23 protein-coding genes are annotated in these 26,592 nt (G+C 72.3%); 13 read left to right on the forward strand and 10 right to left on the reverse strand.

Annotated features, from left to right (window positions below; translation table 11 throughout):
* The first annotated feature begins 11 nt into the window (after positions 1–11).
* Positions 12–1,880: a carbohydrate-binding domain-containing protein gene (locus ACPWUT_RS12590; protein WP_425838152.1), complete on the forward strand. Its 1,869-nt coding sequence runs from the start codon at positions 12–14 to the stop codon at positions 1,878–1,880.
* Between the two features lie 15 nt (positions 1,881–1,895).
* Here the strand turns inward: ACPWUT_RS12590 and ACPWUT_RS12595 are convergent, their stop codons facing one another.
* Positions 1,896–2,327: a YdeI/OmpD-associated family protein gene (locus tag ACPWUT_RS12595; protein WP_425838155.1), complete on the reverse strand. Its 432-nt coding sequence runs from the start codon at positions 2,325–2,327 to the stop codon at positions 1,896–1,898.
* Positions 2,328–2,424: 97 nt separating this feature from the next.
* Between ACPWUT_RS12595 and ACPWUT_RS12600 the strand changes: the two genes are divergently transcribed.
* The 3 genes from ACPWUT_RS12600 to ACPWUT_RS12610 all read left to right on the forward strand — a co-directional run bounded on the left by ACPWUT_RS12600 (position 2,425) and on the right by ACPWUT_RS12610 (position 3,780).
* A complete protein-coding gene (locus tag ACPWUT_RS12600; protein WP_284528294.1) occupies positions 2,425–2,628 on the forward strand; it encodes a hypothetical protein in 204 nt (67 codons plus the stop codon).
* A 187-nt stretch (positions 2,629–2,815) separates the two neighbouring features.
* Positions 2,816–3,229 (forward strand): DUF4383 domain-containing protein, encoded by a 414-nt coding sequence (locus ACPWUT_RS12605; RefSeq protein ID WP_284528293.1) that lies wholly within the window; start codon positions 2,816–2,818, stop codon positions 3,227–3,229.
* Between the two features lie 5 nt (positions 3,230–3,234).
* Entirely contained in the window at positions 3,235–3,780 is a 546-nt protein-coding gene (locus tag ACPWUT_RS12610; RefSeq protein WP_284528292.1) for a hypothetical protein, read from the forward strand.
* Positions 3,781–3,810: 30 nt separating this feature from the next.
* On the opposite strand, the gene ACPWUT_RS12615 is transcribed toward ACPWUT_RS12610, so the two are convergent.
* The 4 genes from ACPWUT_RS12615 to ACPWUT_RS12630 form a co-directional block, all read right to left on the reverse strand.
* Complete coding sequence (locus ACPWUT_RS12615) at positions 3,811–4,761, reverse strand: aldose 1-epimerase family protein (RefSeq protein ID WP_425838160.1); 951 nt, start codon at positions 4,759–4,761, stop codon at positions 3,811–3,813.
* A gap of 5 nt (positions 4,762–4,766) precedes the next feature.
* The gene (araA, locus tag ACPWUT_RS12620; protein ID WP_425838163.1) at positions 4,767–6,269 is read right to left on the reverse strand and encodes an L-arabinose isomerase; all 1,503 of its coding nucleotides are present in this window, start codon (positions 6,267–6,269) and stop codon (positions 4,767–4,769) included.
* A 53-nt stretch (positions 6,270–6,322) separates the two neighbouring features.
* Positions 6,323–7,987, reverse strand: a complete 1,665-nt coding sequence (locus ACPWUT_RS12625; protein WP_425838166.1) for a xylulokinase — start codon at positions 7,985–7,987, stop codon at positions 6,323–6,325.
* Positions 7,988–8,186: 199 nt separating this feature from the next.
* Complete coding sequence (locus tag ACPWUT_RS12630) at positions 8,187–9,176, reverse strand: LacI family DNA-binding transcriptional regulator (RefSeq protein WP_425838169.1); 990 nt, start codon at positions 9,174–9,176, stop codon at positions 8,187–8,189.
* A 320-nt stretch (positions 9,177–9,496) separates the two neighbouring features.
* On the opposite strand from ACPWUT_RS12630, the gene ACPWUT_RS12635 reads away from it, so the two are divergent.
* The 7 genes from ACPWUT_RS12635 to ACPWUT_RS12665 all read left to right on the forward strand — a co-directional run bounded on the left by ACPWUT_RS12635 (position 9,497) and on the right by ACPWUT_RS12665 (position 17,805).
* Positions 9,497–10,477 (forward strand): ABC transporter substrate-binding protein, encoded by a 981-nt coding sequence (locus tag ACPWUT_RS12635; RefSeq protein WP_284528288.1) that lies wholly within the window; start codon positions 9,497–9,499, stop codon positions 10,475–10,477.
* A gap of 106 nt (positions 10,478–10,583) precedes the next feature.
* Positions 10,584–12,179 (forward strand): sugar ABC transporter ATP-binding protein, encoded by a 1,596-nt coding sequence (locus ACPWUT_RS12640; RefSeq protein WP_425838172.1) that lies wholly within the window; start codon positions 10,584–10,586, stop codon positions 12,177–12,179.
* On the forward strand, positions 12,176–13,204 hold the full coding sequence (locus ACPWUT_RS12645; protein ID WP_284528286.1) for an ABC transporter permease: 1,029 nt from the start codon (positions 12,176–12,178) through the stop codon (positions 13,202–13,204). Before ACPWUT_RS12640 ends, ACPWUT_RS12645 begins: the two co-directional genes overlap by 4 nt.
* Positions 13,201–14,232 carry an ABC transporter permease subunit gene (locus tag ACPWUT_RS12650; protein WP_425838177.1) on the forward strand — a complete coding sequence of 344 codons (1,032 nt, stop codon included), beginning with the start codon at positions 13,201–13,203 and terminating at the stop codon, positions 14,230–14,232. Before ACPWUT_RS12645 ends, ACPWUT_RS12650 begins: the two co-directional genes overlap by 4 nt.
* 53 nt (positions 14,233–14,285) lie before the next feature.
* The gene (locus tag ACPWUT_RS12655) at positions 14,286–15,818 is read left to right on the forward strand and encodes a sugar ABC transporter ATP-binding protein (protein ID WP_425838180.1); all 1,533 of its coding nucleotides are present in this window, start codon (positions 14,286–14,288) and stop codon (positions 15,816–15,818) included.
* Positions 15,815–16,900 carry a LacI family DNA-binding transcriptional regulator gene (locus tag ACPWUT_RS12660; RefSeq protein WP_425838183.1) on the forward strand — a complete coding sequence of 362 codons (1,086 nt, stop codon included), beginning with the start codon at positions 15,815–15,817 and terminating at the stop codon, positions 16,898–16,900. Before ACPWUT_RS12655 ends, ACPWUT_RS12660 begins: the two co-directional genes overlap by 4 nt.
* 56 nt (positions 16,901–16,956) lie before the next feature.
* On the forward strand, positions 16,957–17,805 hold the full coding sequence (locus tag ACPWUT_RS12665; RefSeq protein ID WP_425838186.1) for an NAD-dependent epimerase/dehydratase family protein: 849 nt from the start codon (positions 16,957–16,959) through the stop codon (positions 17,803–17,805).
* Between the two features lie 78 nt (positions 17,806–17,883).
* On the opposite strand, the gene ACPWUT_RS12670 is transcribed toward ACPWUT_RS12665, so the two are convergent.
* From ACPWUT_RS12670 to ACPWUT_RS12690, 5 genes are all read right to left on the reverse strand, one after another.
* Positions 17,884–18,495, reverse strand: a complete 612-nt coding sequence (locus tag ACPWUT_RS12670; protein ID WP_284528281.1) for a hypothetical protein — start codon at positions 18,493–18,495, stop codon at positions 17,884–17,886.
* Between the two features lie 290 nt (positions 18,496–18,785).
* On the reverse strand, positions 18,786–19,820 hold the full coding sequence (locus ACPWUT_RS12675) for a zinc-binding dehydrogenase (RefSeq protein WP_284528280.1): 1,035 nt from the start codon (positions 19,818–19,820) through the stop codon (positions 18,786–18,788).
* Between the two features lie 172 nt (positions 19,821–19,992).
* The gene (locus ACPWUT_RS12680; RefSeq protein ID WP_425838190.1) at positions 19,993–20,664 is read right to left on the reverse strand and encodes a hypothetical protein; all 672 of its coding nucleotides are present in this window, start codon (positions 20,662–20,664) and stop codon (positions 19,993–19,995) included.
* A complete protein-coding gene (locus tag ACPWUT_RS12685) occupies positions 20,561–22,639 on the reverse strand; it encodes a primary-amine oxidase (protein WP_425838193.1) in 2,079 nt (692 codons plus the stop codon). Before ACPWUT_RS12685 ends, ACPWUT_RS12680 begins: the two co-directional genes overlap by 104 nt.
* A gap of 51 nt (positions 22,640–22,690) precedes the next feature.
* The gene (locus ACPWUT_RS12690) at positions 22,691–24,169 is read right to left on the reverse strand and encodes an APC family permease (RefSeq protein WP_284528219.1); all 1,479 of its coding nucleotides are present in this window, start codon (positions 24,167–24,169) and stop codon (positions 22,691–22,693) included.
* 225 nt (positions 24,170–24,394) lie between these two features.
* Between ACPWUT_RS12690 and ACPWUT_RS12695 the strand changes: the two genes are divergently transcribed.
* Positions 24,395–25,888 carry an APC family permease gene (locus ACPWUT_RS12695; RefSeq protein ID WP_425838197.1) on the forward strand — a complete coding sequence of 498 codons (1,494 nt, stop codon included), beginning with the start codon at positions 24,395–24,397 and terminating at the stop codon, positions 25,886–25,888.
* On the forward strand, positions 25,888–26,592 hold the full coding sequence (locus ACPWUT_RS12700; protein WP_284528217.1) for a helix-turn-helix domain-containing protein: 705 nt from the start codon (positions 25,888–25,890) through the stop codon (positions 26,590–26,592). The genes ACPWUT_RS12695 and ACPWUT_RS12700 overlap by 1 nt, the downstream gene beginning before the upstream one ends.

The following is a 26,592-nucleotide window of genomic DNA, read 5'->3' on the forward strand; positions in this document are numbered from 1 at the left end:
AGGACGCTCCCATGAACACCTCCTCCGCCTCGCCGCGTGACCCCCGATCTCCCCGACCGCGGCGCCTCTGGCTGGTCGCCGCTCCCGCGCTGGCAGTCGCGCTGACCCTCGCCGGCTGCTCGGCGGCGACCACCGCGTCGACCACGTCCACGAGTGCGGCGACGGAGACCACCGACTCCGAGGCGTCGACCACCCAGACGTCCTCGTCGCTCACCGGCGCGACCGACGCCACCCAGACCGCGGCCGACGTGCTCGCGGCGAATCAGGAGACCCACGACAAGACGGACGACGACGAGTGGGATGCCGCAAACGCCACGACCATCGAGCTCTCGGGCTCGTCGGCGTCGGTGACCGGCGACGGCGCGGCCGTGGACGGCGCCACCGTGCTCATCTCGCAGCCGGGCACGTACGTGCTGTCGGGCGACTACAGCGGCCAGGTGATCGTGAGCAGCGATGCCGACGGTCAGGTGCGACTCGTCCTGGACGGCGTCGACATCGACACCGACGCGGGGGCGGCCATCGACGTGCAGGCGGCCGACGAGGCGGTCGTGATCCTCGCCGACGGCTCGGCGAACAGCCTCTCCGACGCCTCGTCGTACGCCGATGACGCCGAGGCCTCCGCGGCCCTCTCCAGCGCCGCGGACCTGACGATCACCGGCACGGGATCGCTCACCGTGACCGGCAACGGGAACGACGGCATCGCGTCGTCCGACGGCCTCGTGATCCAGTCTGGGACGATCTCGGTGACGGCCGCCGACGACGGCATCCGCGGCAAGGACTACCTGGTCATCCGCGGCGGCGCGCTCACCGTCGACGCCGGCGGCGACGGCCTGAAGTCAGACAACGAGGAGGCCGCCGAGCGCGGCTATGTGCTCGTCGCCGGCGGGACCGTCGACGTCACCAGCGGCGACGACGGGATCGACGCGTACACCGACGTCGTGACCACCGGCGGGACGGTCTCGATCGTCGCCGGGGGCGGCGCAGGCTCCGGGGCGGGCTCCGGCGCGACCGATGGGGGCGCGAAGGGCGTGTCCGCCGGGGTCATCGCCGTGTTCGAGGGCGGCGAGGTCACGGTCGATGCTGCCGACGACGCCGTGAACGCGAGCGCATACGTGCACCTGGCCGGGGCCACCGTCACCCTCGCCACCGGCGACGACGGCGTGCACGCCGACCTGCAGCTGGTGATCTCCGCCGGGCAGAACACGGTCACCGGGTCGGTCGAGGCGCTCGAGGGCGGCCAGATCACCGTCTCGGGCGGCGACACCGCCGTCACGGCGAGCGACGACGGCACCAACGTCACCGCCCCCGCCACCGGCACGGCGGAGATGACGATGCTGATCAGCGGCGGCACCCTGCTCGTCGACGCGGACGGCGACGGCCTGGACGTCAACCAGGGCGCGATCACCCAGACCGGCGGCACGGTCGTGGTGTCGGGCCCGACGAACAACGGCAACGGCGCGCTCGACGCCGACGGCGGGATGACGATCTCGGGCGGCGTGCTCCTGGCGGCAGGCTCGTCGGGCATGGCGGTGGCGCCGTCGGCCGACTCCGATCAGGCGACCGTCCAGTTCACCGTGTCGGGCTCGGTCGCCGCGGGAACGGTGCTCACCGTCGTCGACGAGTCAGGCGAGGCCGTGGCATCCTTCACGACCGACAAGCAGGTGCAGAGCGTCGTGTACTCGAGCGGCGACATCGTCAACGGCGAGAGCTACACGCTCGTCTCGGGCGGCTCCGTCGGCGCCGAGGTGCTCGGCGGCCTCGCGGAGCCGGGCTCAGCCGGATCGACCACGGTGGCCACAGGCGTCGCCGGCGAGCAGACCTCGTCGGAGATGGGCGGCATGGGAGGCGGCCCCGGCGGTGGGGGCGGTCAGCGCCCCTGACGCCTCCCCCAGACGTCAGCCGCCGAGCGCGGACGCGATCGCCTCGATGCGACGGGTCCGGGTCTCGGCGGCTTTCGCCGCCTCGACGCTCGTCACGTGCGCCTTGCGGGCGCTCGGCGACAGGGCGTCGAACGCCGCCCGGGCACCGGCGGCGGACAGCGCGGCCGCCAGGTCCTCCGGTACGTCGACCGTGCGCGGCGCGGTGTCCAGCTCGAGGTCGACCGTGATCGCATCACCACCGCCGATCCCCGAGGCGGCGCGCTTGTCGGAGCTGAACGGGATGAGATGGCGCCCGCCCATGACCGCCAGCGTGGACCGGTAGGTGTAGCCGTTCACGGTCACGACGACCGCGGCGCGCTTGCCGCCGCCGAGCCCCTCGACCACGTCGGCAGGCACCGGGATCCCCGTGTTGTTGCCCTGTTGGAACATGACCGTCTTGAAACGCATGACCCTGTGGTTACCACTGACCGCGGGGCGGAGCAACCCCCGTGACCCCGGTGATCACCCTCCGTACGTTGGGGGCAACTCGAGAAGGGAGCAGATCATGGGATTCCTGGATGACGCGAAAGAGGTCGCCGACACGGCCGGTCGCAAGATCAAGGACGCGTTCGAGGACACCACCGACCGCATCGGCGACAAGGCCGATGAGGCCAAGGCCGACGCCAACGTGCGGAAGGCCGAAGCCGAGAAGGAGTCGGTCGAGAACCGCAACGAGCTCAAGGAGCAGTTGCGCGGCGACCACAAGTAGAACCGCGACCACGCCGGCCCCTTTCCTCCCTGCCGGCGAACCGCGAAGGCCCCGGAGCGCTCCGGGGCCTTCGCGTCGCCTCGGCTCATCCGAGCCCCCGCACGTCAGATCCCATCCGATCCCCGGATGGTTCCGAACAACCACCGAAACCCGGCGAACGCCGGGAGCAGAAACGGAGAACCCCACCATGCGCAATTCACCGAATCGCCTCGTCGCGACCATCTTCGGCGCGGTCTACCTGCTGGTCGGCCTGCTCGGCTTCGCCGTCACGGGCGGCGTCGGCTTCATCTCGACCGACGGCGGCCTGCTGCTCGGCATCTTCGAGGTCAACCCGCTGCACAACATCGCGCACCTCCTGATCGGCGCCGCGCTGCTGTTCGCCGGACTCGCCAACGTCCGCGCAGCCAAGGCCACCAACACCGCCGTCGGTGCCGTCTACCTGCTGCTCGGTATCGTCGGGTTCTTCCTCGTCGGCACCGCGGCCAACATCCTGGCCCTGAACACGTTCGACCACTTCCTGCACCTCGCCAGCGCCCTCGTGCTGCTCGGCGTGGGTGTCGGAGCCGAGCGCGGCACCGACCGCCGCATCGCGTCGGTCTGACGCCGATGTCCGCCGCCGAGCTGACCCGCTCCTGGCCGCCGCTGGCGGCCTGGGGAGCCGGACTGGTGCAGGTCGCGCTCGGCGCGGGCATCGTGACGGGGACGGATGCCGCGCCGCGCGCGGCCGGCATCCTCCTCGTCGCCGTCGGCGCAGCCACCCTGGTGTGGGGTGTGCTGCGCCTCGCCGGCCGCAGCCTCGAACGGACCGGAGTGGCCCTCGCGCTGCTCGGCGTCCTCGCAGGCACGGCCGCACTCCTCGCCGATCCGGTGCGCACGAGTGTCGTGGCGGTCGCCGTCGCGATCGTGCTCGACGCGGTGATCGGCGTCACGATCGGACGCTCGCGGCGGTCCCGTACGAGGCGTGCTCCGTCGCCGCGCGGAGCCGTCGCGGGCGTTCTTCCCCTCACCGGGGCGGCACCCATGGTCGGGTTCCTCCTCGGCGCGGTCGCCGTGGCCGGTGTGGTCACGCCGGCGCTCGCGTCGACCGAGGCCGGGCGTCTGGCTCCCGACCACGGCAGCCACACCCTCCTGGTCGACCCGCACGGTCACTGACCTGCGGGGACGAACCGCAGGGCTACAGGGCTACAGGGCGCGGATGCGCCAGGATGCCGACGCCGCCTCACCCGGCTCGAGCACGAGCAGTCCGGTGTCGAACGGGTAGGCCGCCGCATTGAACGCGTCGGGCGCGCACGTCATCGGCTCGACCGCCAGCCCCGCACGGTGCGCCGGCGACGCCGGGCCCTCGGGCTGGTCGGCGGTGTGCACCTGCACCCACGCGCAGGCGGCATCCCACTCGATCGCGACGCCCGTCCCGGCCTGCACGTCGCGCACGATGACCGCCGTCCCGCCGCCGCCGTCCCGGACGAGCCCCGTGTACGCGTGGTCGATCTCGACGGCGCCGATCTCGCGCTCCGTCCGGAAGTCGAAGCGCTCCGCATCGGTCTCCACGCCGACGAGCTCGGTCGGCGAGAGCCGGTCCGGTGTCGTCTGGAGCACGCGATCGGCCGGCAGCGACAGCGTCCACTCGTCGAGCGGGTGCGGACCCGCCACGAGGTACGGATGCGGGCCCGTGCCGAAGGGCGCCGCCGTCGCGCTCTCGTTGCGGGCGGTCACCGTCTGCGACAGTCCCGCCGCCGAGAGCTCGTACCGGGTCTCGACGCGCACGCGCCACGGGTAGCCCAGCTGCGGCTCGATCGTCGCCGCGAGCGTGACGTGATCCACACCGCGGTCCACCGCGTCGAAGTCCAGCCACGCCACGAGCCCGTGAAGGGCCTGCCCGCGCTCCGGCTCGGTCAGCGCCGTCTGGTAGTCGACGCCCGCGAACGAGTAGCGGCCGTCGACGATGCGGTTGGGCCACGGCGCCAGGGTCGCCCCGCGGTAGGCCGGGCGCACCTCGTCGGCCTCGAAGGGGACGACGAGGTCGCGGCCGGCGTGCCGGAAGGCGCGCAGCGACGCGCCGACGCTCGCGATCACCGCCTCGTCGTCACCGGCCCGGAGGGTGTACTGCGTGCCGGAGAGAGGAGTGCGTGCCATGCGTGTCAGAGTCCCTGCGCGAGTCGGTAGTAGGCCTGGTTCCAGCGGAGCTCCCGCTGGAAGCCGCGGACCGTGGTGTCCTCGTCGATGACGACGAGCTCGGTGCGGGCGATCTCCGCGAAGTCGCGGAACACCTCGATGCCGACGGCCGTGGTCATGACTGTATGGTGCGCTGCGCCCGCCGTCAGCCAGCACGCCGCGCTCGTCGCGAAGTCCGGCGCCGGCTTCCAGATCGCCCGTCCCACGGGAAGCTGCGGGAGGTCGGGCGCCTCGATGTTCTCGACGACGTTGGCGACGAGCCGGAACCGGTCGCGCATGTCGCTCATCGCGACCACCAGGGCGGGCCCGGGGTCGGCGGTGAAGACGAGGCGCACCGGGTCGTCCTTGCCGCCGATGCCCAGCGGGTGGATCTCGAGCCGCGGCCTCGCGGTCGTGAGCGACGGGGCGACTTCGAGCATGTGCGCGCCGAGGATCTTCTCGTCTCCCGAGACGAGGTCGTAGGTGTAGTCCTCCATGAGGCTCGCGCCGCCGGGGAGTCCGGAGCCCATGACGTTGGCGATCCGCACGAGGATGGCGGTCTTCCAGTCGCCCTCCGCGCCGAACCCGTACCCCTCGGCCATGAGGCGCTGGACGGCGAGCCCCGGCAGCTGGCGCAGTGCACCGAGGTCCTCGAACGACGTCGTGAACGCGCCGAAGCCGCCCTCCTCCAGGAACGAGCGCAGTCCGACCTCGATCGCCGCGCCGTCCCGGAGGGACTGGTGACGCTCCGCGCCCGGCAGGAGCTCCGGCGCGACGTCGTACTCGTCGAGGTAGACCTGCACGAGCGCGTCGACGTCGGCGTCGGAGGCCGCGGCGACCGCGTCGGCCAGCTCGTTCACGCCCCACGTGTTGACCTGGACGCCGAAGCGCAGTTCGGCCTCGGTCTTGTCGCCCTCGGTGACGGCGACGTAGCGCATGTTGTCGCCGAAGCGGGCGAGCTTGAGGGTGCGGGCCGCCTGCCAGCCGGCGGCGGCGCGCTGCCAATCCTCGACCTGCTGCAGCACGGCCGGGTTCGACACGTGCCCGACCACGGTCTTGCGCGCCACGCCCAGGCGGGTCTGGATGTAGCCGAACTCCCGGTCGCCGTGGGCGGCCTGGTTGAGGTTCATGAAGTCGAAGTCGATGTCGGCCCAGGGCAGCTCGACGTTGGCCTGCGTGTGCAGGTGCAGGAGCGGCTTCTGCAGCGCGTCGAGACCCGAGATCCACATCTTGGCGGGGCTGAAGGTGTGCATCCACGCGATCACGCCGATGACGGAGTCGTCGGCGTTGGCGTCGAGAGCGAGCCGGCGGATCGAGTCGGAGTCCTTCAGGACCGGCTTCCACTCGACCTTCACGGGCAGTCCGGCGAGACCGGCGACGACCTGCTGGGACTGCTCGGCGACCTGCCGGAGGGTCTCCTCGCCGTAGAGGTTCTGGCTGCCGGTGACGAACCAGACGGTGTAGGCGTCGAGAGAGGTGGACAGGGCCATGGGCGTTCCTTTCGAGGATGCCGGAGGGGTGGGTTCGGATCGTGCTCGGGGTGTCAGAGGGCGTCGACGGCGGCCCGCTCGGCGGCAAGGCCGGCGGCGTAGCGATCGAGGAAGGCGGCGTAGCCGGCGACGTCTGCGGGGTCGGGGTCGGCGATCTGCAGGGCGGCGCCGGCGAAGACGCGCTCGTCGAGATAGGCGCCGAGCGGCGATGCGGGGGCCTCGCCGTCGGCGCCGGAGAGGCGGTAGGCGGCCAGCACGGCGATGCCCCAGGCGCCGCCCTCGGAGGCGGTGTCGCCGACGGCCACCGGGGCGGACAGCGCTCCGGCGAGGAAGCGCTGGGCGACGCCAGCCGTGCGGAACATCCCCCCGTGGGCGAACATCCGATCCAGTGCGACGCCCTCCTCCGCCAGCACGCGCATGCCGAGGCTGAGCGTCGCGAACACGCCGTACAGCTGGGAGCGCATGAAGTTGCCGAGCGTCAGGCTGCTGTCGGGGGTGCGGACGACCAGCGGGCGCCCCTCGGTCGTGCCGACGATGGGCTCGCCCGCGAGGTGGTTGTATGACAGCAGGCCGCCGGCATCCGCGTCTCCGGTCACGGCCTCGGCGAACAGCGCGCCGTAGACGTCGTCGACCGGCAGCGGCGAGCCCGACGCCTCGGCGAACCGCGCGAACAGGCCCACCCACGCCGCGAGCTCGCTGGCGCCGTTGTTGCAGTGGACCATCGCCACGGGGTCGCCGGCCGGCGTCGTCACGAGGTCGAGCTCGTGGTGCTGCTGCGCCAGCGGGCGCTCGAGCACCACCATCGCGAAGATGCTGGTGCCCGCCGACACGTTGCCGGTGCGGGGCGCGACCGAGCCGGTGGCGACCATGCCCGTCCCCGCATCCCCCTCGGGCGGGCAGAACGGGATGCCGGGACGCAGCGCACCGGTCGGGTCGAGCAGCTCGGCGCCTTCCGGCGTCAGCGCGCCGGCATCGGCGCCGGCGACCAGCACCTCGGGCAGGAGCGTCGTCAGCGGCGGCGTCGAGGCGAGCGCGTCGTAGCGGGCGACCAGGTCGGCGTCGTAGTCGTGCGTCGCGGCGTCGATCGGGAACATCCCCGATGCATCGCCGACGCCCAAAACGTGCCGTCCGGTGAGGCGCTGGTGCACGTAGCCGGCGAGCGTCGTGAGCGACCGCACGTGCGGCACGTGCGGCTCGGCGTCGAGCTCCGCCTGACGCAGGTGGGCGATCGACCAGCGGAGCGGGATGTTCGTGCCGAGCAGGTCGCTGAGCTCGGCCGCGGCCGGTCCGGTGCTGGTGTTGCGCCAGGTGCGGAAGGGGACGAGCAGCTCCCCCGCCTCGTCGAAGGCGAGGTAGCCGTGCATCATGGCCGAGACGCCGATCGCGCCGATCGTGTCGATCGCGACCAGTTCGCCTCCGGTGATCCGGCGAACGTCGGCGACCAGCGCCGCGTAGGCCGCGCGCACGCCGGTCCACACGTCGTCGAGCGCGTAGGTCCACCGCCGGTCGACGAACGCGTTCTCCCACTCGTGGCTGCCGACGGCGAGAACGCGCGCGGGATCGTCGGCGTCGACGAGGCAGGCCTTGATGCGGGTGGAGCCGAGCTCGATGCCCAGCGCGGTGCGGCCCGATGCGATGATCCGGGCGTCGTCCGCCGCGCCGGCGGTGTCCTGGCTGCCTGCGCCGTCCGGGCTGCCGGCGGTGTCGTGCGGGGTCACGGTGCCTCCGTTGGTCTCGTGCGCCGATCTCGACGTCGCGCTCATGTTACCGGTAACACGCCGCGCGCGCCAGGTCGTGATTCCCTTCCGCGAACCGACACGATTTCGCCGAGCCGACACGATGTCGCACGCGCGCAGCGTGTCGGCTCGGCAAGAGGGTGTCGGCTCGGCGCACGTCGGACGGCGAGGTCGCGGAGGCTCAGGCGGCGGGCGCCGCGGACGAGGAGCGGATGACCAGCTCGGCCGGACGCGCGGTCGCGGGCGTCTCGACGCCGAGGAGCTCGTCGATGCAGCGGCGGGCCTCGCCGGCGAGATCCAGACGGACGGTGGTGAGCGCGGGAAGGTAGAAGCCCGCGTCGGGATTGTCGTCGAAGCCGGTGACACTGACGTCGGCCGGCACGCGGACGCCGGCCTCGCGCAGCCCCGCGATCAGCCCGAGCGCCATCTGGTCGTTGGCGACGGCCACGGCGGTCGGCCCGCCGGGCGCGCGCACGGCGGCGGCGACCTCCCGGCCGAGGGCGGCGCCGGCCGCCGCCGACCAGTCGCCCTCCCACGTGGCCGCCGCGGTCAGCGCATGCCGGGCGAGCGCGCTCGCCACCCCCCGGGCGCGGACCGTCGCCTCGCTCCACGCCTCCGGCCCCGACAGCACGGCGATCCGGCGGTGCCCGAGCCCGACGAGATGATCGATGGCGAGGGCGGCGCCGGCGGCCTGCCGTTCGGCTCCCGCGCCGCCGTGGAGCGCCACCAGGGGCACGCCCGGCTCGGCCCGCTCCAGCTGCTCCAGCGAGGCCGTGTGCGGGGCGACGATCGCGATGCCGTCGACGCCCTGGACGAGCAGGTGCTCGACGGCGTCGGCCACCGCGTCCGCCTCCGCGCCGTCGGCGTAGGCGGTGGTGATCCACCGGCCCGCGGCGCGGGCGGCGGCCTCGAGCGCGGCGATCCCCGCCGCCGGGCCGAACAGCGCGGCATCGCTGGCGACGACGCCGATCATCCGGGTCGTCGCCGTGCCGAGGGCGCGGGCGGCGTTGTTCATCCGGTAGCCGAGCGCCGACGCGGAGGCCAGCACCCTCGCGCGCGTCTCGGGACGGATGTGGGGATGGTCGTTGAGCACCCGCGACACGGTCTGGGTCGAGACGCCGGCGTGCGCGGCGACCTCGCGCATGCCGACGCGCGGGACAGGGCTGCTCATCCGCTCAGGCTAGCGCCGCCGCCTCGCCGGCCCGGCGGAGGGTGCGCGAAGTGTCGCGCGCGGCGCGGTCGCCCCACGCCTCGTGCGCACGCGACCCCCGCGACAAAGGGCGAATGTGATCGCTCACGAGGGAGCGCCCACGTGCGCTACCCGCCGCATCCCGGATCGCGCTGTCCGTGCGCGGCGTTACCGAACTGTTATCGCTCACATCTTGCCGAGACACGGAATGTGAAGGCTAACATTCCGAGCACAGGCTCACCGCAGACCTGTGACACGACACCGACGTCGCACCGTCGGTCCCGAACGAGGAGGTTCCAGGGATGAAGAAGAACATGCTGGCCGGCGTCGCCCTGCTGGGCGCACTGGCCATGGCCGTCAGCGGCTGCGCCGGCAACACGGGCGAGACGCCCGGCGGCGACGGCGGCGACGACGTCATCAAGGTCGGCTTCGCGCAGACCGGATCGGAGTCGGGCTGGCGCTCGGCCAACACGGAGTCGATGAAGGCCGCGTTCTCGGCCGAGAACGGCTTCGACCTGATCTTCAACGCCGCCGACAACAAGCAGGAGGCGCAGATCGCCGCCGTCCGCAGCTTCATCAACCAGGGCGTCGACGCCATCGTCATCGCGCCCATCACGGTCGACGGCTGGGACGACGTGCTCACCGAGGCCAAGGATGCCGGCATCCCCGTGATCCTCGAGGACCGCACGGTCTCGGCCAGCGAGGACCTCTACGCCTCGTGGGTGGGCCTCGACTTCGAGCAGGAGGGCCGCACGGCCGGCGAGTGGGTCAAGGAGAACTTCGACGGCAAGGGTGCGAACCTCGTGATCCTCGAGGGCACGACCGGCTCCTCCGCGGCGCTGGACCGCGCCACCGGCTTCGGCGAGGCCATCGAGGGCACCGACATCAACGTGCTCGACTCGCAGACCGGTGACTTCACCCGCGACGGCGGCAAGAAGGTCATGGAGGGGTACCTGCAGAAGTACGGCAGCGACATCGACGTGCTCTTCGCCCACAACGACGACATGGGCCTGGGAGCGCTCGACGCGATCAAGGCGGCCGGCCTCACCCCCGGCACCGACATCCAGATCGTGACGATCGACGCGGTCAAGGACGGCATGACCGCGCTCGCCAACGGCGAGTTCAACTTCATCGTGGAGTGCAACCCGCTGCTCGGCGAGAAGGCGGCCGATCTGGTCAAGGCGGTCCTCGCGGGCGACACCGTCGAGAAGAAGACGATCGTCCCGGACCAGTCGTTCACGCAGGAGCAGGCGAAGGAAGTCCTGGACTCGCGTCCGTACTGATCCTCACCGCCCTCACCGCGGGGGCCGGAGCCGACCCGGCCCGGCCCCCGCACCACCCCGACCACACCGCCCCGGCAGCCGCCGCCCGCGGACAGGAGTGCAGAACATGACCGAGGCTCCCCGTGCCGTCGTCGAGATGCGCGACATCTCCGTCGTCTTCCCCGGGGTGAAGGCGCTCGACGGCGTCGACTTCACGCTCCGTGCCGGCGAGGTGCACACCCTCATGGGCGAGAACGGCGCCGGCAAGTCCACGCTGATCAAGGCCCTCACCGGCGTGTACGCGATCAGCGGCGGGACGATCGTCGTCGAAGGCCGCGAGCGGGTGTTCCGCTCGACCGCCGACGCCCAGGCCGCCGGCATCTCGACGGTCTACCAGGAGGTCAACCTCTGCACGAACCTCTCGGTCGGCGAGAACGTCATGCTCGGCCACGAGGTGCGCCGACTCGGTCGCATCGACTGGCGCGCCACCCACCGCGAAGCGGCCCGGCACCTCGCGGCGCTCGGGGTGGACATCGACACCCACTCGGCGCTCGGCAGCCACTCCATCGCGCTGCAGCAGCTGGTCGCGATCAGCCGCGCCATGGTCACCGACGCCCGGGTGCTCGTGCTCGACGAGCCCACCTCCAGCCTCGACCGCGGCGAGGTCGAGCAGCTGTTCGCCGTCGTCCGCGACCTGCGGGACCGCGGCGTCGCCATCCTCTTCGTCACGCACTTCCTCGATCAGGTGTACGAGATCTCCGACAGGCTCACGGTGCTGCGCAACGGCCGGCTCATCGGCGAGCACCTCGCCGCGGATCTTCCGCGCGGCGAGCTCATCTCCCAGATGATCGGACGCGAGCTCGACGAGCTCGAGGCCATCTCGCGGGCTGCCGAGCGGACGGTCGACCGCACCGCCGCGCCGGTGCTGCGCGCCACCGGCGTCGGCCGCAAGGGCGTGCTCGAACCGGTCGACGTCGAGGTCTACGACGGCGAGGTCGTGGGGATCGCGGGCCTCCTGGGCTCGGGGCGCACCGAGCTCGTCCGGCTGCTCTACGGCGCCGACCGCCCGGACACCGGCGAGACGGAGGTGCGCGGAGCACCGGCGCGGATCACCAACCCGCGCCACGCCATCGACCGTCGCATCGCGTTCTCGTCCGAGGACCGGCGCGCCGAGGGCGTCATCGGCGACCTCACCGTCGCCGAGAACATGGTCCTGGGCGTGCAGGCCCAGCGCGGGGCGCTGCGCAAGATCGGCAAGGCCGAGCAGGATGCCATCGTCGCCGAGTACATGACGGCCCTCGGGATCCGGCCCGCCGACCCGCATGCGCTGCTGCGCAACCTGTCGGGCGGCAACCAGCAGAAGGTGCTGCTGGCCCGCTGGCTGGCCACGGCCCCGCAGCTGCTGATCCTCGACGAGCCCACCCGCGGCATCGACGTCGGGGCCAAGGCCGACATCCAGCGCAAGGTCGCCGAGCTGTCCGCCCAGGGCCTGGCGGTGGTCTTCATCTCCTCGGAGCTCGAGGAGGTCGTGCGCATCTCGCAGCGCATCGCCGTGATGCGCGATCGTCGTAAGATCAGCGAACTCGACGCGATCGGCATCCACGTCGACGACCTGGTCGACGTCATCGCCCAGGAATCCCCCCTCCACACCGCCGAGACGACGCCGTCTCACCAGAAGCCCGAGACGACGCCGTCTCACAAGAAGCCGGAGAACGCGGCATGAAAGCCATCCTCACGCACCGCCTGTTCTGGCCGGTCGCCGCCCTGCTCGCCCTCATCGTCATCAACACGATCGCGCGGCCCTCGTTCCTCTCGATCACGGTGCAGAACGGCCAGCTGTACGGCCCGATGATCGACATCCTGCGCAACAGCGCGCCGCTCATGCTGGTGGCGCTCGGCATGACACTGGTCATCGCGACGCGCGGCATCGACCTTTCGGTGGGGGCGATCATGGCCGTCTCCGGGGCCGTCGCGCTCACGTTCATCTCGGGATCGAGCGATCCCGACGGGCTCCCCACGGTCGTGATCGCCGTCCTGCTCGGCGTCGGCGTCGCCCTGGTGCTGGGGGTGTGGAACGGCTTCCTCGTCGCCGTCGTCGGCATCCAGCCGATCATCGCGACCCTCGTCCTGATGCTCGCCGGCCGCGGTGTCGCGCTGCTGATCACCGGGGGCTTCATCACGACGATCAACAGCGAGCCCTACCGCTTCATGGCGCAGGGATACGTGCTGGGGCTGCCGTTCGCCTTCTACGTGTCGGTCATCGCCATCGTCATCGTCGCGCTGCTGGAGCGGCGCACCGCGCTGGGGGTGCTCACCGAGGCGGTGGGCATCAACCCCGAGGCCAGCCGCCTGGCCGGCGTCCGGTCGCGCGGCATCATCTGGGGCGCCTATGCGGCGAGCGGCCTGCTCGCGGGCCTTGCCGGCATCCTCTACAGCTCGAACATCATGGCCGCCGACGCCAACGCGGCGGGCCTGTACATCGAGCTCGACGCGATCCTCGCCGTCGTGCTCGGCGGCACCTCGCTCATGGGCGGCACCTTCTCGCTCGCCGGCACCGTGGTCGGCGTGTTCACCATCCAGACGCTGAAGTCGACCATCACCTTCCTGGGGGTGCCGCCGGCGGTCAGTCCGCTGTTCCTCGCCATCGTCGTGGTGATCGTCGTGCTCGTGCAGTCGCCGCGCACCCGCGGGCACCTGACCCGCGCCCTCCGAACGTTCCGTCCCGATGCGAAGGCGGTGGCCTCGTGAGCACCCTGACCGCCGAGCCGGCCGCGCCGGCGTCGCCCCTGGTGGCGACCGTCCGCCGCTTCCGGAGCCGCCACGCCGCGTGGATCCCGGTCTTCGCCGCCCTCGTGATCTTCGTCGCGATGCTCGTGGGCGCCCAGGCCTACTTCGGCAACTTCCTCACGCCGCGCGTGCTCTCGGCACTGCTCCTGGACAACGCCTACCTGCTGATCCTCGCGGTCGGCATGACGTTCGTGATCCTCACCGGCGGCATCGACCTCTCCGTCGGCGCGGTCATGGCCTTCACGGGGATGCTCGGCGCGAGCCTGCTCGGACAGGGGCTTCCCACGGCGATCGTCGTGCCGGTCATGGTGCTCCTCGGCGCCGGCATGGGCCTGGCCGTCGGCGTCATGGTGCAGTTCTTCGACGTGCAGCCCTTCATCGCGTCGCTGGCCGCGATGTTCGCCGCGCGCGGCCTCGCCTTCATGGTGAGCCTGTCGTCGATCAAGGTGGAAGACCCCGCCATCCTGTGGCTGCAGTCCACGCGCCTGCAGGGCGCCCCGGGGACGTTCTACCTCACGCCCACCGGCATCATCGCGCTCCTCGTGGTGCTCGCCGGCATCCTCGTGCTGCAGTACACGCGGTTCGGACGCACCGTCTACGCGATCGGCGGCAACGAGCAGTCCGCCCGTCTCATGGGGCTCCCCGTGGTGCGCACGAAGCTCCTGGTCTACGTGATCAGCGGGGTGTGCGCCGGCCTGGCGGGCGTCGTCTTCACCGCCTACACGGGCGCCGCGTATCCGCTGACCGGCGTGGGCACCGAGCTCGACACGATCGCGGCCGTCGTCATCGGCGGGACGCTCCTGTCGGGCGGCAGCGGGTTCGTGCTGGGGTCGATGATCGGCGTGTTCGTCTACGGCACCATCAAGACGGTCATCTCGTTCCTCGGTGCCGAGCAGTCGTGGACGCGCATCATCATCGGCGTGATCCTCCTCGTCTTCGTGGTCATGCAGCGACTCATCGTCACCCGGACCGGCGCGAACCGGCGCTGACACCGGGTCGGCGTGCGCGCTGCGCGAGGGTGCACCCGGGCATGATGGTCACCATGGATCCACGCGAGCACGAGGGCGGCCCCGCCCCCGTCGTCGAGATCTCCGGCGCGACGGTGCGCTTCGGGGCCGAGACGGTGCTCGACCGCGTGGACTTCCGCCTCTTCCCGGGCGAGGTGCACTCGCTCATGGGCGAGAACGGCGCCGGCAAGTCGACCCTGATCAAGGCGCTCACCGGGGTGCTGCGCCTCGATGCGGGCGAGATCCGGATCGGCGGCGAGCGCGCGTCCTTCCCGACGCCGGCGGCCGCCATCGCCGCGGGCATCGGCACGGTCTACCAGGAGATCGACCTCCTGCCGAACCTGACGGTCGCCGAGAACATCTGCCTCGGCCGGGAGCCGCGGCGCTTCGGCGTGGTCGACTGGCGCGCGATGTCGGCGCGTGCGGAGGCGGTGCTGTCCGACCTGGGCCTCGACGTCGATCCGCAGTCGATCCTGTCGACCCATTCGCTCGCGATCCAGCAACTGGTGGCGATCGCCCGGGCGATCTCGGTCGACGTGAAGGTGCTCGTGCTCGACGAGCCCACCTCGAGCCTCGATCTCGACGAGGTCGCCGAGCTGTTCCGCGTGATGCGCGAGCTCACTCAGCGCGGGGTAGCCATCCTGTTCGTCTCGCACTTCCTCGACCAGGTGTACGAGATCTGCGATCGCATCACGGTCCTGCGCGGCGGCCGGCTCATCGGCGAGTACGTGCCGACGGAGCTGCTGCGGGTCGGGCTCGTCGAGAAGATGCTCGGGCGCACGAGCGACGAGATGTCCGTGCGCGGTCGCGCGGAGACGCCGTCGGAGGTGTCCTCGCCGGTGCTGGAGGCGACCGACGTGACCGTGGGACCGGGGATCGTCGGCGCCGATCTCCGGCTCGCCGAGGGCGAGGTGGTGGGGCTCGCCGGGCTGCTCGGGTCGGGGCGGACCGAGCTGGCGCGCGCCCTGACGGGCGTGGACCGGGTGGATGCCGGCACGATCCGCGTGGGCGACGCCGCCGTCGACCTCACCTCCCCCCGGCGCGCGATCGCACTCGGCGTGGTCTACTCGTCGGAGAGCCGGCGCACCGAGGGCATCATCGAGGGCCTCAGCGTGCAGGACAACATCACCCTCGCCCTGCAGGCCGAGCGGGGCGTGCTGCACCGGCTGGGCAACACCCGGCGGCGGGAACTCGCCCAGAGCTGGATCGAGGCGCTCGACATCCGGCCCGCAGACCCCGACCGCCCGGCGGGCACCCTGTCGGGCGGCAATCAGCAGAAGGTCCTCCTCGCGCGCCTGCTCGCCCTCTCCCCCCGCGTGCTCGTGCTCGACGAGCCCACGCGCGGCATCGACGTGGGCGCGAAGGTCGAGATCCAGCGCCTCGTCGGCGAGCTCGCCGACAACGGTCTCTCGGTGGTGTTCATCTCGGCGGAGCTCGAGGAGGTGCTGCGGGTGTCGCACCGGATCGCGGTGCTGCGCGGCGGCCGCATCGTCGAGACGCTCCCGGCCGACGAGCTGACCGTGGACTCGCTCCTCGCCCTGGTCGCCCAGCCGGAGGAGACCCCGTGAGCGAGGACCGCGGCGCGAAGTCCGCGAACATCTTCGATGTGGCGCGCCTGGCGGGAGTGTCCCACCAGACGGTCTCGCGGGTGCTCAACGACCTCCCGAACGTGCGTCCCGCCACGCGCGCCCGCGTGGAGCAGGCGATCGCACAGCTGCGCTACAGCCCGTCGCCGGCGGCCCGCGCCCTCGTCACCCGCCGCACCCGCACCATCGGCCTCGTCACCCCCGGCACCGCCGACTTCGGGCCGACCTCGATCGCGATGCACTTCAACGTGGCGGCGCGCGCCGAGCGGTACTCGGTGGACGCGGTCACCTCCCCCGATCCCGATCCCGCCGCCGTGCGCACCGTGATCGAGGGGCTGCTGCGGCAGCGGGTCGACGCGATCGTGCTCGTCGTGAACCACATCGGCGTGCTCGAGGTGGTGCGCGGACTCGAGCTGAGCGTGCCGGTCGTGGCCGCCGCCGCGACCCAGCGCCGGCATCCGAACCTCGTCTCGATCGACCAGTACCGCGGCGCGCGGGCCGCCGTCCGCCACCTGGCCGAGCTCGGCCACCGGCGCATCCTGCACCTGGCGGGACCGCCGAGCAACCCCGACAGCCTGGAGCGTCTGCGCGGGTGGCGGGACGAGCTGACCGCCCAGGGCCTCGTCGCGATCGAGCCGCGCCACGGCGACTGGTCGGCCGCGAGCGGGTTCGAGATCGGCGCGAGCCTCGATCTCGGGGGCGCGGGCCGCGACCTGGGCGCCGGCGCGGGCGACGCCGGCGCGGGCGACGCCGCCGCCGGCGACGCCGCCGTGTTCGTGGCGAACGACCACATGGCCATCGGCCTGGTCTCGGCGCTGCGCAGCCGCGGCCTGCGCGTGCCCGACGACGTGAGCGTCGTGGGGTTCGACGACGTGCCGGAGGCCCCGTTCCTGCTGCCGCCGCTCACGACCGTGCGGCAGGACTTCCAGGCGCTCGGCGAGCTCATCATGCAGAAGGTGCTCCTCGCCGTCGAGGAGCCGCACGAGCTCACCGAGGACACGCCCATCGCCACGCATCTGATCGTGCGGGAGTCGACGCGGGCGGCCGGACCGCCTACGCCGTGACGGTCGCCGTGGCAAGCCCCGCCTCCCACCCCGCCCGGTCGTGACAGGCTGAGGGCATGCGCATCGCCGTCACCGGAGCATCCGGAAAACTGGGAACCGTCGTCGTCCGTGAACTGACCGCCGCGGGGCACGAGGTCATCGGCCTCGACGCCACCGGCACCCGGGGCCCGGGCTTCGTCCAGGTCGATCTCACCGACTACGGGCAGGTCGTCGACGCGCTCACCGCGGTCGGCGACCAGCACGACGGGTTCGACGCGCTCGTGCATCTGGCCGCGATCCCGGCCCCCGGCATCCGTCCCGATGTGGAGACGTTCCGCAACAACGTGCTCAGCACCTTCCACGTCTTCTGGGCGGCGCTGCGGCTCGGGATGACGAAGATCGTGTACGCCTCCAGCGAGACCGTGCAGGGCCTGCCGTTCGACGTGCCGCCGCCCTACATCCCGGTCGACGAGGACTACCCCGCCCGGCCCGAGTCGGTCTACTCGCTCGTCAAGCACCTCGAGGAGACGATGGCGACGGAACTCGTGCGCTGGCACCCGGAGGTCTCGATCACCGCGCTGCGCTTCTCCAACGTCATGGTCCCCGCCGACTACGCCGACTTCCCCGGCTTCGACGCCGACCCGCGGGGGCGCAAGTGGAATCTGTGGAGCTACATCGACGCCCGCGACGGCGCCCAGGCGGTGCTGCGGGCCCTCGAGGTCGCCCCGGCCGGGTTCGACCACTTCCTCATCGCGGCCGCCGACACGGTCATGAGCCGCCCGAACGAGGAGCTCGTCGCGGAGGTCTTCCCGGGGGTGGAGGTGCGCGGCCCGCTCGGGGTGAACGACTCGCTCTTCTCGACCGCGAAGGCGCAGCGCCTGCTCGGCTACCGTCCGGTGCACTCCTGGCGGGACGAGGTCGGCTGAGCAGCCAGGGGCGGGACAGCAGCGAGCGGCGCCGGGAATGATCCCGGCGCCGCTCGTGCGTCGTGCGGTCCTCGTCGGTCAGTCGCCGAGGATGCCGTCGACCAGGTCGTCCACGTCGGACGAGATGTCGCCCACCGCGTCGTCGACGTCCGCGCCGATGTCGCCGGTCACATCCCCCACCTCGGACGAGACGTCTCCGGCGATGTCGCCGACCTCGGCACCCACGTCTCCCACGCTCGTGTCGTTGCCGCTCGCGTTGCCGTTGCCGCTGCCGTTGCCCACCTCGGGGCTGACCTCGGTGCCGTTGCCGACCTCGTTGCCGTTGCCGACCTCGTTGCCGCTGCCGACGGGGGCGTCCACGCTCACGTCGTTGCCGCTGCCGACCGGGGCCTCCACGGTGTTGCCGGAGCCGATCGGGGTGTCGTTGCCGGAGCCGATCGCGCCGGAGCCGATGTCTCCGACGTTCACGAGACCGCCCTCGAGGATGTCGCCGCCCGTGAGCCCCAGATCGAGTGCGTCACGGATCGAGGTCTGCAGCGCATCGAGCGAACCCGTGGCCTCGGTCGTGGTCGAGGACTCGTCGTTGGTGACGTCGTCGGCCTGTGCCGGCAGGGCCGCGCCCGCGGCCAGCGCCACGGCGCCGAGTCCTGCCGCCGTGAAGATCCCCACTCGCTTCGTGTTCGTACGCATCGGTTGTTTCCTTCCGTTCGGTGCGATTTCCCGCACGTCCGGTCATCCGGAGGCACCGCCCGATCGGATGGGTCCCGTCCCGCCGGGTCGCGCCGCAGAGCGTCCGCCGCGCATCCCCGATCCGCGCCACGATGCCGATCGCCGCGGTTTCCTGGGAGCTTCCTGGCAACCGCCACGGGCCCCCATCCGCCGAGCCGACACGTTTCGCACGAGCCGACACGGTGTGAGCGCGCAAAAGCGCGTCGGCTCGGCGGAATCGTGTCGGCTCGGCGGAAGCGGGATGCGGGGCGTCAGGGGCGGAGGAGGACCTTCAGCGCCTCGCGGTCGTCCATCAGGCGGTAGCCCTCGGCCGCCTCGTCGAGCGGGAGCTCCACATCGAACACCGCGCCCGCATCCACCGATCCGTCGAGGATGCCGGGAAGGAGCCGGTCGATGTACGCGCGCACGGGGGCGACGCCGCCCGTGATGGTGACGTTGCGGACGAACTGCTCGCGGCCGATCGGGCCCGTCGAGTACTGGGGCACGCCCACCCGGGTGACGACCCCGCCGTCGCGGACGACCCCGAGCGCCTGCTCGTAGGCGGGGAGATGGCCGACCGCGTCGATCACCACGTGGGTGCCGTCGCCGCCGGTGAGCGCGCGGACGGCCTCGACGCCCTCCTCGCCCCGGGCCGCCACGACATCGGTCGCGCCGAATCGCCGGCCGAGGTCGGTGCGTGCCTCGTGTCGCCCCATCAGCACGATCCGCTCGGCACCCAGCTGCGCCGCCGACAGCACGGCGAGCAGTCCCACCGCGCCGTCGCCGATGACGGTCACCGACGCGCCGGGAGCGACGCCGCCGGTGACGGCGGCATGCCACCCGGTGCCGTAGACGTCGCTCAAGGTGAGGAGTCCCGGCATGCGCTCGTCGTCCTCGGCCACGTCGACGCGGGAGAGGGTGCCGTCGGCCAGCGGAGCGCGGCGGTACTGGGCCTGCGCGCCGCCGGTGCGCGGAGCGTTCGCGAGGCCGCCGATCCGGCACGAGGTCTGCAGCCCCGCGCGGCAGAAGTCGCACACGCCGCACGACCACACGAACGGCACGATCACGACGTCGCCCGGGCGCACGGTCGCGACCTCCGCGCCGACCTCCTCGACGACGCCGATCATCTCGTGACCCATCGAGCGGCCGTGCTCGCTCGGCTCCATCGAGTGGTACGGGTGCAGATCGCTGCCGCAGACGCAGGCCACGAGCGTGCGCAGCAGGGCATCCGTCGGCTCCTCGATCGCCGGATCGGGGACATCGATCACCCGGACGTCGCCGGGTCCGTACATGTACGTCGCACGCATGCTCCCAGTCTGCTCCCGTCCGGCCGCTGCCGGCGCCGCCGAGCCGACACGTTGTGCGCGAGCCGACACGCTGCGCACGCGCAAAAGCGTGTCGGCTCGGTAGGGACGTGTCGGCTCGGCGCAGGAGGGGGGAGGGAGAGAGGGAGGGGGGAGGGAGGGAGGAGGGAGGGGGTCAGGCGGCGGTGGCGGCGGCCATGAGCGCGGTGGCGGCGGCCATCGAGACGTACTGGACGCGGTCCAGCCGGAGGGTGGAGCGGACGGCGGCGACCGCCGAGACCGCGACGTATCCCGCGGCGACCACCGTCGTGAGCGCGACCACCATCCCGAGCCCGCCGCCGACCGCGCCGAGCCCACCGTGGCCGTGACCGCCGCCCGCGTCCGCGACGGACGACGGAGCAACCGTCCCCATCGTGATCATGAGCGCGGCCATGACCACCAGGCCGAGCGCCGTCATCACCGTCATCGCGCGGGAGGGATGCGGCATCCGCTCTCCCGCGGCCGGGCGCGGCCGCCGTGCGCCCCGCAGCGCCGCCAGGCCCATGGCCCCGACGACCAGCAGCAGCGCCCACAGCACCGGCGCGATCAGGCGCGCCCCGGTGCCGACGTCGGCCATCGCGACGAGCATGAGCGCGGCGGCGGCGAATTCGGGCACCCGCGCGCGGCCACGGTCGGCGGCGACGCAGCACGCGCCGACCGTGGCGGGCGCGAGGGCCCACAGGTGGAGGACCTCGCCCACGCGCTCAGTGGTGGCCGTGGTGGCCGTGCGCACCGTGATCGTGGGCACCGTGATCGTGGGCACCGTGATCGTGCGCACCGTGATCGTGCGCACCGTGATCGTGCGCACCGGCGACGGGACCGTACCCACCGGCGTGCGCGGCCGCCGTGCCCGCCGAGCAGTGGTCCGAGACCGGTGCCGGGATGTGCAGCGCGGGGTTGCGCTCGAAGAAGTTGTACGGCTTGAGCGTGAACTTCGCGTAGTCCATGGGCATGACCGGCCAGTCCTCGTTGCGAGGGAAGTGGGTCAGCCCGAAGGTGTGCCAGACGACGAGGTCCTCGCCCACCAGGGGCTCGTCGCCCGCGATGAACTCCGGGATGCCGCCTCCGCCAGGGTGCTGGTTGACGAAGTCGCCCGCGGCGTAGCGCTCGGCCGGGTCGTACTTGGTGACGAACAGGTTCTTCGTCGCGAACGCCGCCCGCGAGGCGATCGACGACGCGTCGTCGGCGAGGAGGATCGGATGCGCCTCCGGGAACAGGACGTACGAGGTCGGCTGACCGAGCGAGGTCGTCTTCTCGGTCGAGGCGATCTGCCAGACGCGGCCGACCGATCCGTCCGCGACGCGTCCCGAGACCGCCTCGCTCACGATCGGCGTCACCTTCTTGGTGAAGGCGTTGCCCGCCGGGTTGCCCTCGGAGATCGGCACCCGCACGGCGTCGATCTCGTTGACGACGTTCGCCTGCCCGTCGACGGTCATGTCCAGTCGCGCGGAGAAGAGGTGCTGGTGGTAGGGCGCACCCAGGCCCGGGGCGACCTGCGACGCGTAGGGGTAGTCCTCGCCGGGGTACGACGAGGTGAACAGGATGCCGGTGAGCTTGGCCTCGCACTCGATGGTGCCGTCGAGGTACAGGTACCAGAAGAACCCGTAGTCGTAGTTGCCGACGGTGGTGAAGAAGGAGATCACCAGGCGTCGCTGACGGCGCACCTCGTTGGATCCGGTGAAGAGGTCGGTGTGCTTCCACAGCGACCCGAAGTCCTCCTCGTGCATGCAGACGGCGTTGCGCACCGTGCGGGGCGAACCGAGCTCGTCGGAGAGGACGGCGTCGACGTAGGTGATGTCGCCGACGCAGTCGCAGCCGAGCTCGAGCTCGTTGGTGTAACGGCCGAACAGGTACTCGCCGGTGTCGAAGTAGTTCTGCCAGAACCGGTTGGGCGCGGGGTCGGCGTAGGGCACGACCATCTCGCTGATCGATCCGCGGTACATCACGGGTCGCCCCTGGAACTGCAGCTGGCGGAGGATCAGGCCCTCGCGGGTGTCGAAGCCGATGCGCAGGTCCCAGTCGCCCCAGGTCACGTGCTCGTCGTCGACCGTGAAGCTCGCACCCTCCGGCTGGGTGATCTCGATCGGCTTGAGCCCCTCCAGCGGCGGGCCCTGCAACGCCGGGTCGTCGAAGTTGCCGCTGGTCTGCGGGATCTCGAACCCGGGCGTATCGACGATGCGGATGACCTTCCGCGCGGCCACGTCGATGTAGGCGGTCAGCCCGTCGACGGGGTGCGCCCACGGGTGGTCCTTGGCGTGGAACTGCTGGAAGGCGAAGGTGCGGAGGATGCGCTTGCCATCCTCGTCGCCGTAGCCGTAGTGGCCGGCCGACAGCGGCACGAGCACCACGTCGTCGACGCTCAGTCCGCGGGCGGCGAGCGCCGCGACCCACTCCGGGTCGGCGCCCGCGATGAGACCGACCTCCTCGAACTCGGCGTCGAGGATCGGGAGCTGCCCGGCCGTGCCGTCGAGCACGTGCTCGCTCACGACGCTGCCGCTGCCGAGGGACACCACGAGGTCGCTCGAGCGGGTGGTCGTCATGTCGAGCAGCTGCACCCGGGCGCGCCGCTCGGGGGCCGGGCCGCCCTGCTCCCACGCGAGGATCTCGCCCTTGGCGGGCTCCTCCAGTCCGACGTACGCGAACCGCGTGCGGTCGGTCGTGGTCGGCAGGTCGAGGACGATGGCGCGCACCGCCTCGATCTCGGCGGCGGTCAGGGAGGCGAGCGGGTGCGCCGGTGCGGCGGGCGTCGCGGCGGCGAGGTCGGCGGTGAGGGTGTCGGTCATGAAGGGATCTCTCTGGTGCGGGTGGGGCGGGAAAGGGAGGGCGGGACGCCGTCAGCCGGCGATCGCGTCGGTGAGCTTCGCGTAGGCGGCCGGACGGCGCTTCTTGATCCAGGCGGCCTGGAGGTAGCCGAGCACGGGGAAGACCACGACGAGCGCGAGCAGGAACCAGCTGAGCCCGCCGAAGACGGGAGCGCCTTCGGCGTCGACGTCGCCGACCATGATCGGGAAGTAGGCCACGATGAGCGCCGCCGACAGGATCAGACCGAGGAAGCCGAGTCCGGGCGCGATGATCGTGTTCCAGGCGCGGGTGTCCTTGCGGGTCTTGAGGAAGTACGCGATCACCGCGACGGATGTCAGCGCCATGAGGATCGCGATCGCGAGCGTCGCGACGCCGGCGAACCAGGTGAAGACGGCCAGCACGGGGTCGAGCTGGAACCCGGCGAAGACCGCGATGAGCACCGCGGCGGTGGCCGTCTGCACGATCGAGGAGGTGTGCGGCGACAGGTGGCGCGCGTGCACCGACGCGAGGCCGTCCGGGAGGACCCCGGCGGAGGCCATCGAGTGCTGGTAGCGGGTGACGACGTTGTGGAACGAGAGGACGCAGGCGAACATCGACGTGATCAGCAGGACGTTGGTGATGATCTCGCCGGTGGCCCCGAGGTAGGTGGCCATCGTGCGGAGGATCAGGCTGCCCGGGTCGGCTGCGGCCTCGTCGACGACGCTGCCCGGACCCCAGGCCATCACCAGGCCCCAGGAGGCGACGGTGTAGAAGACGCCGATGCCGATGACGGCCATGTACGTGGCGCGCGGGATCGTGCGGTCGGGGTCGCGCGCCTCGTCGCGGAAGATCGCCGTCGCCTCGAAGCCGATGAAGGCCGCGATCGCGAACATGAGGCCGACGCCCGGCGAGCCGCTCACGACGTTCGCCGGCTCGAAGGGCGCCAGGCTCAGGCCCTCGGGACCTCCGCCGGAGAACACGACGACCGCGACGAGCACCGCCACGATGCCGACCTCGGCGATGAGGAGCACGCCCAGCACCTTGCTCGACAGGTCGATGTGGCGGTAGCCGAGGATGCCGACGAGCCCGATGATCAGCAGGGCGAACAGCCACCACGGCAGCGCGACGCCGGCGTAGGTCTCCACCGTGTAGCTGAGGATGAAGCCGATGTAGCCGTACACCGACACCTGGATGGTCGTGTACGTGAGCATCGCGACCCACGCGGCGGCGAGCCCGGTCGAGCGGCCGAGCCCGTAGCCGACGTAGGTGAAGAACGCGCCCGGACGCGGGATGTGGCGGGACATCGCGGCCAGCCCGACGGCGAACAGCAGCAGGATGACCGCGCTCACCGCGTACAGGGCGGGGAAGCCGACGCCGTTGCCGAGCAGGATGCCCAGCGGTGCGGCCCCGCCGATGACGGTGAGCGGGGAGGCGGCGGCGACCACCATGAAGACGATCGCGGTGGCGCCGAGGGAGCCGGTGAGCACCCGCTTGGCGGATGCCTCGACGCCCGGGGATTCGAGCTGGGTCATGGTGTTCCTCTTCTGACGGTGGTGCCGGTGGCGGCGGACGGGTCGACTGCGACCAGGGTCGCGGGCCGCGATTGCCTCACCGTCTCGGGGCCGTGAAAAACCGGCGCCGCCGAACGGGACGGCCGGCGTCGCCGTGTCTCATTCGGGCGACACGAGCCCGAAACACGGCGGTAGCCACGGGGCAACGGCGCCCGGATACCGTCGAGGCGATCCCCGGGAGGTCGCATGACAGCTCTGGAGCGCGCGATCGCGCGACCCGATCCGGTGCACGACTTCGCCGCACGCTCGCCGCTGCACGGCCTGGAGCGGCGGACGGTCGGCTTCGCCGACGTGCTCGCGCAGTCGGTGGCCGCCGTGGCCCCGACGGCGGCCGCGACGACGGTGATCCTGCTGGTCGCCGGCGCCGCCGGAGGCGCGACGGTGCTCGCCGTCGCCGTCGCGACCCTGCTCGCGCTCCTCGTGGCCTGGACCGTCAACCAGTTCGCCCGGCGGCTGGCCGCCAGCGGGTCGCTCTACACGTACGCGGCGCGCGGGCTCGGCCCGTCGGCGGGGCTCGCCACGGCCGCCGCGATCATCGTCGGCTACGCCTTCATCTCGGTGTTCGCCCTGCTCGGCGGCGCCCACTACCTCTCGCTCATGATGTCGCGCGTGTGGCCGTCCGCGCCGGCACCGCTGCTGTCGGCCCTCTCCCTCGCCGGCGAGGCGGCGGTGCTGGCGATCGTGCTCGTGCGCGGCATCCGCCTGTCCTCCCGCGTCGCCCTGGTGGTGGAGGCGGTGTCGGTGGCGCTCGTCGTGGCCCTGCTGATCGCCCTCCTCGTGCACATCGGGCCGCTGCAGCCCGAGGCGCTGTGGCCGTCCGCGCCCGGAGGGGTATCGGCATCGGCGGTCGCCGCGGGCGCGGTGCTCGCACTGACCGCGTTCGTGGGGTTCGAGAGCGCCGCCACCCTCGGCGTCGAGGCGCGCTCGCCCCTGCGGAACATCCCGCGGGCGATCGTGTGGACCGTGCTCGTCGCCGGCACGCTGTACCTGCTGGCCGCCTACACGCAGGTCGCCGGCTTCGCCGCCGCGGGCCGCGACCTCGTCGCCTCCGAGGCGCCCATCGACGAGCTCGCCGCGCTGTTCGGACTGCAGGGGTGGGCTGCGGCCGCCGACGTCGGCATCGCCGCCTCCTTCCTCGCCTGCGCGCTCGCCTCCACGACCGCGCTCACCCGCGTGCTGTTCGCGCTCGGCCGTGACGGCGTCGTGCCGCCGCTGTTCGGCCGCGCCCATGCCCGTCACCGCACCCCCATCGGCGCCGTCGCCGTCTCGGTGCCCGTGATCGCCGCGATCCCGCTCGCGCTGGTGGCCGGCGGCATCCGCCCCTGGGACGCGATGGAGTCCGTCATCGTCGTCTCGGCGGTGGGGTACATCGTCGCGTACGCGATCGTCTGCGTCGCCGCACCCCTGTTCCTCCGCAGGATCGGCGAGACCACCGCGTGGGCGGCCGCCGTCGCGATGGTCGCCGCCGCGGCGATCATCGCGTGCCTGGGGGTCTACCTCGTCGTGGAGGCCCAGGTGGGGAACTCGGGCGTGTGGATCTCGATCGCGCTGGCGGCCGCGGCGGCGGCGCTCATCGCGTGGCGGATGCGGCCGGGCGCGGCGCGGCTGGACGGCGTCGGCGGGTACGACGAGCCCGTCGCGGCGCAGGTCCTCGGCGGCGTGGCGCGGAAGGAGGGGTGATGGACGGCCCGGCGCCCGGTCCGGCGACGGGCCCCGCGGCGCCCTCGCTGACGGCCCGCCAGCCGCGCGCGGTGCACAGCGCCCTCACCGTCCTCGAGGCGGTCGCCGCTCTCGGCCCGGGCACCACGGCGCGGGAGATCTCCGAAGCGCTCGCGATGCCGCGCGCCACGGCGTACCGCCTGCTCAATCTCCTCGTGCAGGACGAGTTCCTCGTCCGCACCCCCGACCTGAGCGGCTTCGCCCTCGGCGCGAAGGTGGTCCATCTGGCGGTCGCGGCAGCCCCGGTGCACGTTCCGCGGGCGGCGCACGCCGTCCTGGCACGCGTGCGGGGACAGGTGCGCGGCGGCATCCACCTCGTCATGTACGTCGACGGGCGGGTCGTCGTCGCCGACGCCGACCCGGACTTCCCGCTGTCGGATCCGGTGCGCCTGGCGCGCGAGCCCGAGCGCTACGCCGTCGGGCGGCTGCTGCTGCGGGAGCGCGACGGCGGGGACACCGCCGACCGCGACGACCTCGCGCGCTTCGGCGTCGTGCGCCGGGAGGCGGCGACCACGGGGTGTCTGGCCGCGCCGATCCGCGGCGACGGCGGCGTGCTCGCGGGGGCGCTCGCCTTCGCCGGCCCGCCCCGTCGGGTGGCCGATCCCGCCGACACCGCCGCCATCCTCGTCTCCGCCGCCGCCGAGCTCGCCCCGCTCCTCACCTGA

It is taken from the genome of Microbacterium sp. PA5, assembly GCF_049860775.1.
Classification (GTDB): Bacteria; Actinomycetota; Actinomycetes; order Actinomycetales; family Microbacteriaceae; genus Microbacterium.

Bases quoted from the DNA above. Each gene is read 5' to 3' on its own strand.
- ACPWUT_RS12590 (WP_425838152.1), top strand. From the start codon at position 12: ATGAACACCTCCTCCGCCTCGCCGCGTGACCCCCGATCTCCCCGACCG.
- ACPWUT_RS12600 (WP_284528294.1), top strand. From the start codon at position 2,425: ATGGGATTCCTGGATGACGCGAAAGAGGTCGCCGACACGGCCGGTCGC.
- ACPWUT_RS12670 (WP_284528281.1), bottom strand. From the start codon at position 18,495: ATGCGTACGAACACGAAGCGAGTGGGGATCTTCACGGCGGCAGGACTC.
- ACPWUT_RS12605 (WP_284528293.1), top strand. From the start codon at position 2,816: ATGCGCAATTCACCGAATCGCCTCGTCGCGACCATCTTCGGCGCGGTC.
- ACPWUT_RS12630 (WP_425838169.1), bottom strand. From the start codon at position 9,176: ATGAGCAGCCCTGTCCCGCGCGTCGGCATGCGCGAGGTCGCCGCGCAC.
- ACPWUT_RS12635 (WP_284528288.1), top strand. From the start codon at position 9,497: ATGAAGAAGAACATGCTGGCCGGCGTCGCCCTGCTGGGCGCACTGGCC.
- ACPWUT_RS12655 (WP_425838180.1), top strand. From the start codon at position 14,286: ATGGATCCACGCGAGCACGAGGGCGGCCCCGCCCCCGTCGTCGAGATC.
- ACPWUT_RS12690 (WP_284528219.1), bottom strand. From the start codon at position 24,169: ATGACCCAGCTCGAATCCCCGGGCGTCGAGGCATCCGCCAAGCGGGTG.
- ACPWUT_RS12615 (WP_425838160.1), bottom strand. From the start codon at position 4,761: ATGGCACGCACTCCTCTCTCCGGCACGCAGTACACCCTCCGGGCCGGT.
- ACPWUT_RS12640 (WP_425838172.1), top strand. From the start codon at position 10,584: ATGACCGAGGCTCCCCGTGCCGTCGTCGAGATGCGCGACATCTCCGTC.
- ACPWUT_RS12595 (WP_425838155.1), bottom strand. From the start codon at position 2,327: ATGCGTTTCAAGACGGTCATGTTCCAACAGGGCAACAACACGGGGATC.
- ACPWUT_RS12700 (WP_284528217.1), top strand. From the start codon at position 25,888: ATGGACGGCCCGGCGCCCGGTCCGGCGACGGGCCCCGCGGCGCCCTCG.
- ACPWUT_RS12610 (WP_284528292.1), top strand. From the start codon at position 3,235: ATGTCCGCCGCCGAGCTGACCCGCTCCTGGCCGCCGCTGGCGGCCTGG.
- ACPWUT_RS12665 (WP_425838186.1), top strand. From the start codon at position 16,957: ATGCGCATCGCCGTCACCGGAGCATCCGGAAAACTGGGAACCGTCGTC.
- ACPWUT_RS12675 (WP_284528280.1), bottom strand. From the start codon at position 19,820: ATGCGTGCGACGTACATGTACGGACCCGGCGACGTCCGGGTGATCGAT.
- ACPWUT_RS12685 (WP_425838193.1), bottom strand. From the start codon at position 22,639: ATGACCGACACCCTCACCGCCGACCTCGCCGCCGCGACGCCCGCCGCA.
- ACPWUT_RS12695 (WP_425838197.1), top strand. From the start codon at position 24,395: ATGACAGCTCTGGAGCGCGCGATCGCGCGACCCGATCCGGTGCACGAC.
- ACPWUT_RS12645 (WP_284528286.1), top strand. From the start codon at position 12,176: ATGAAAGCCATCCTCACGCACCGCCTGTTCTGGCCGGTCGCCGCCCTG.
- araA (WP_425838163.1), bottom strand. From the start codon at position 6,269: ATGGCCCTGTCCACCTCTCTCGACGCCTACACCGTCTGGTTCGTCACC.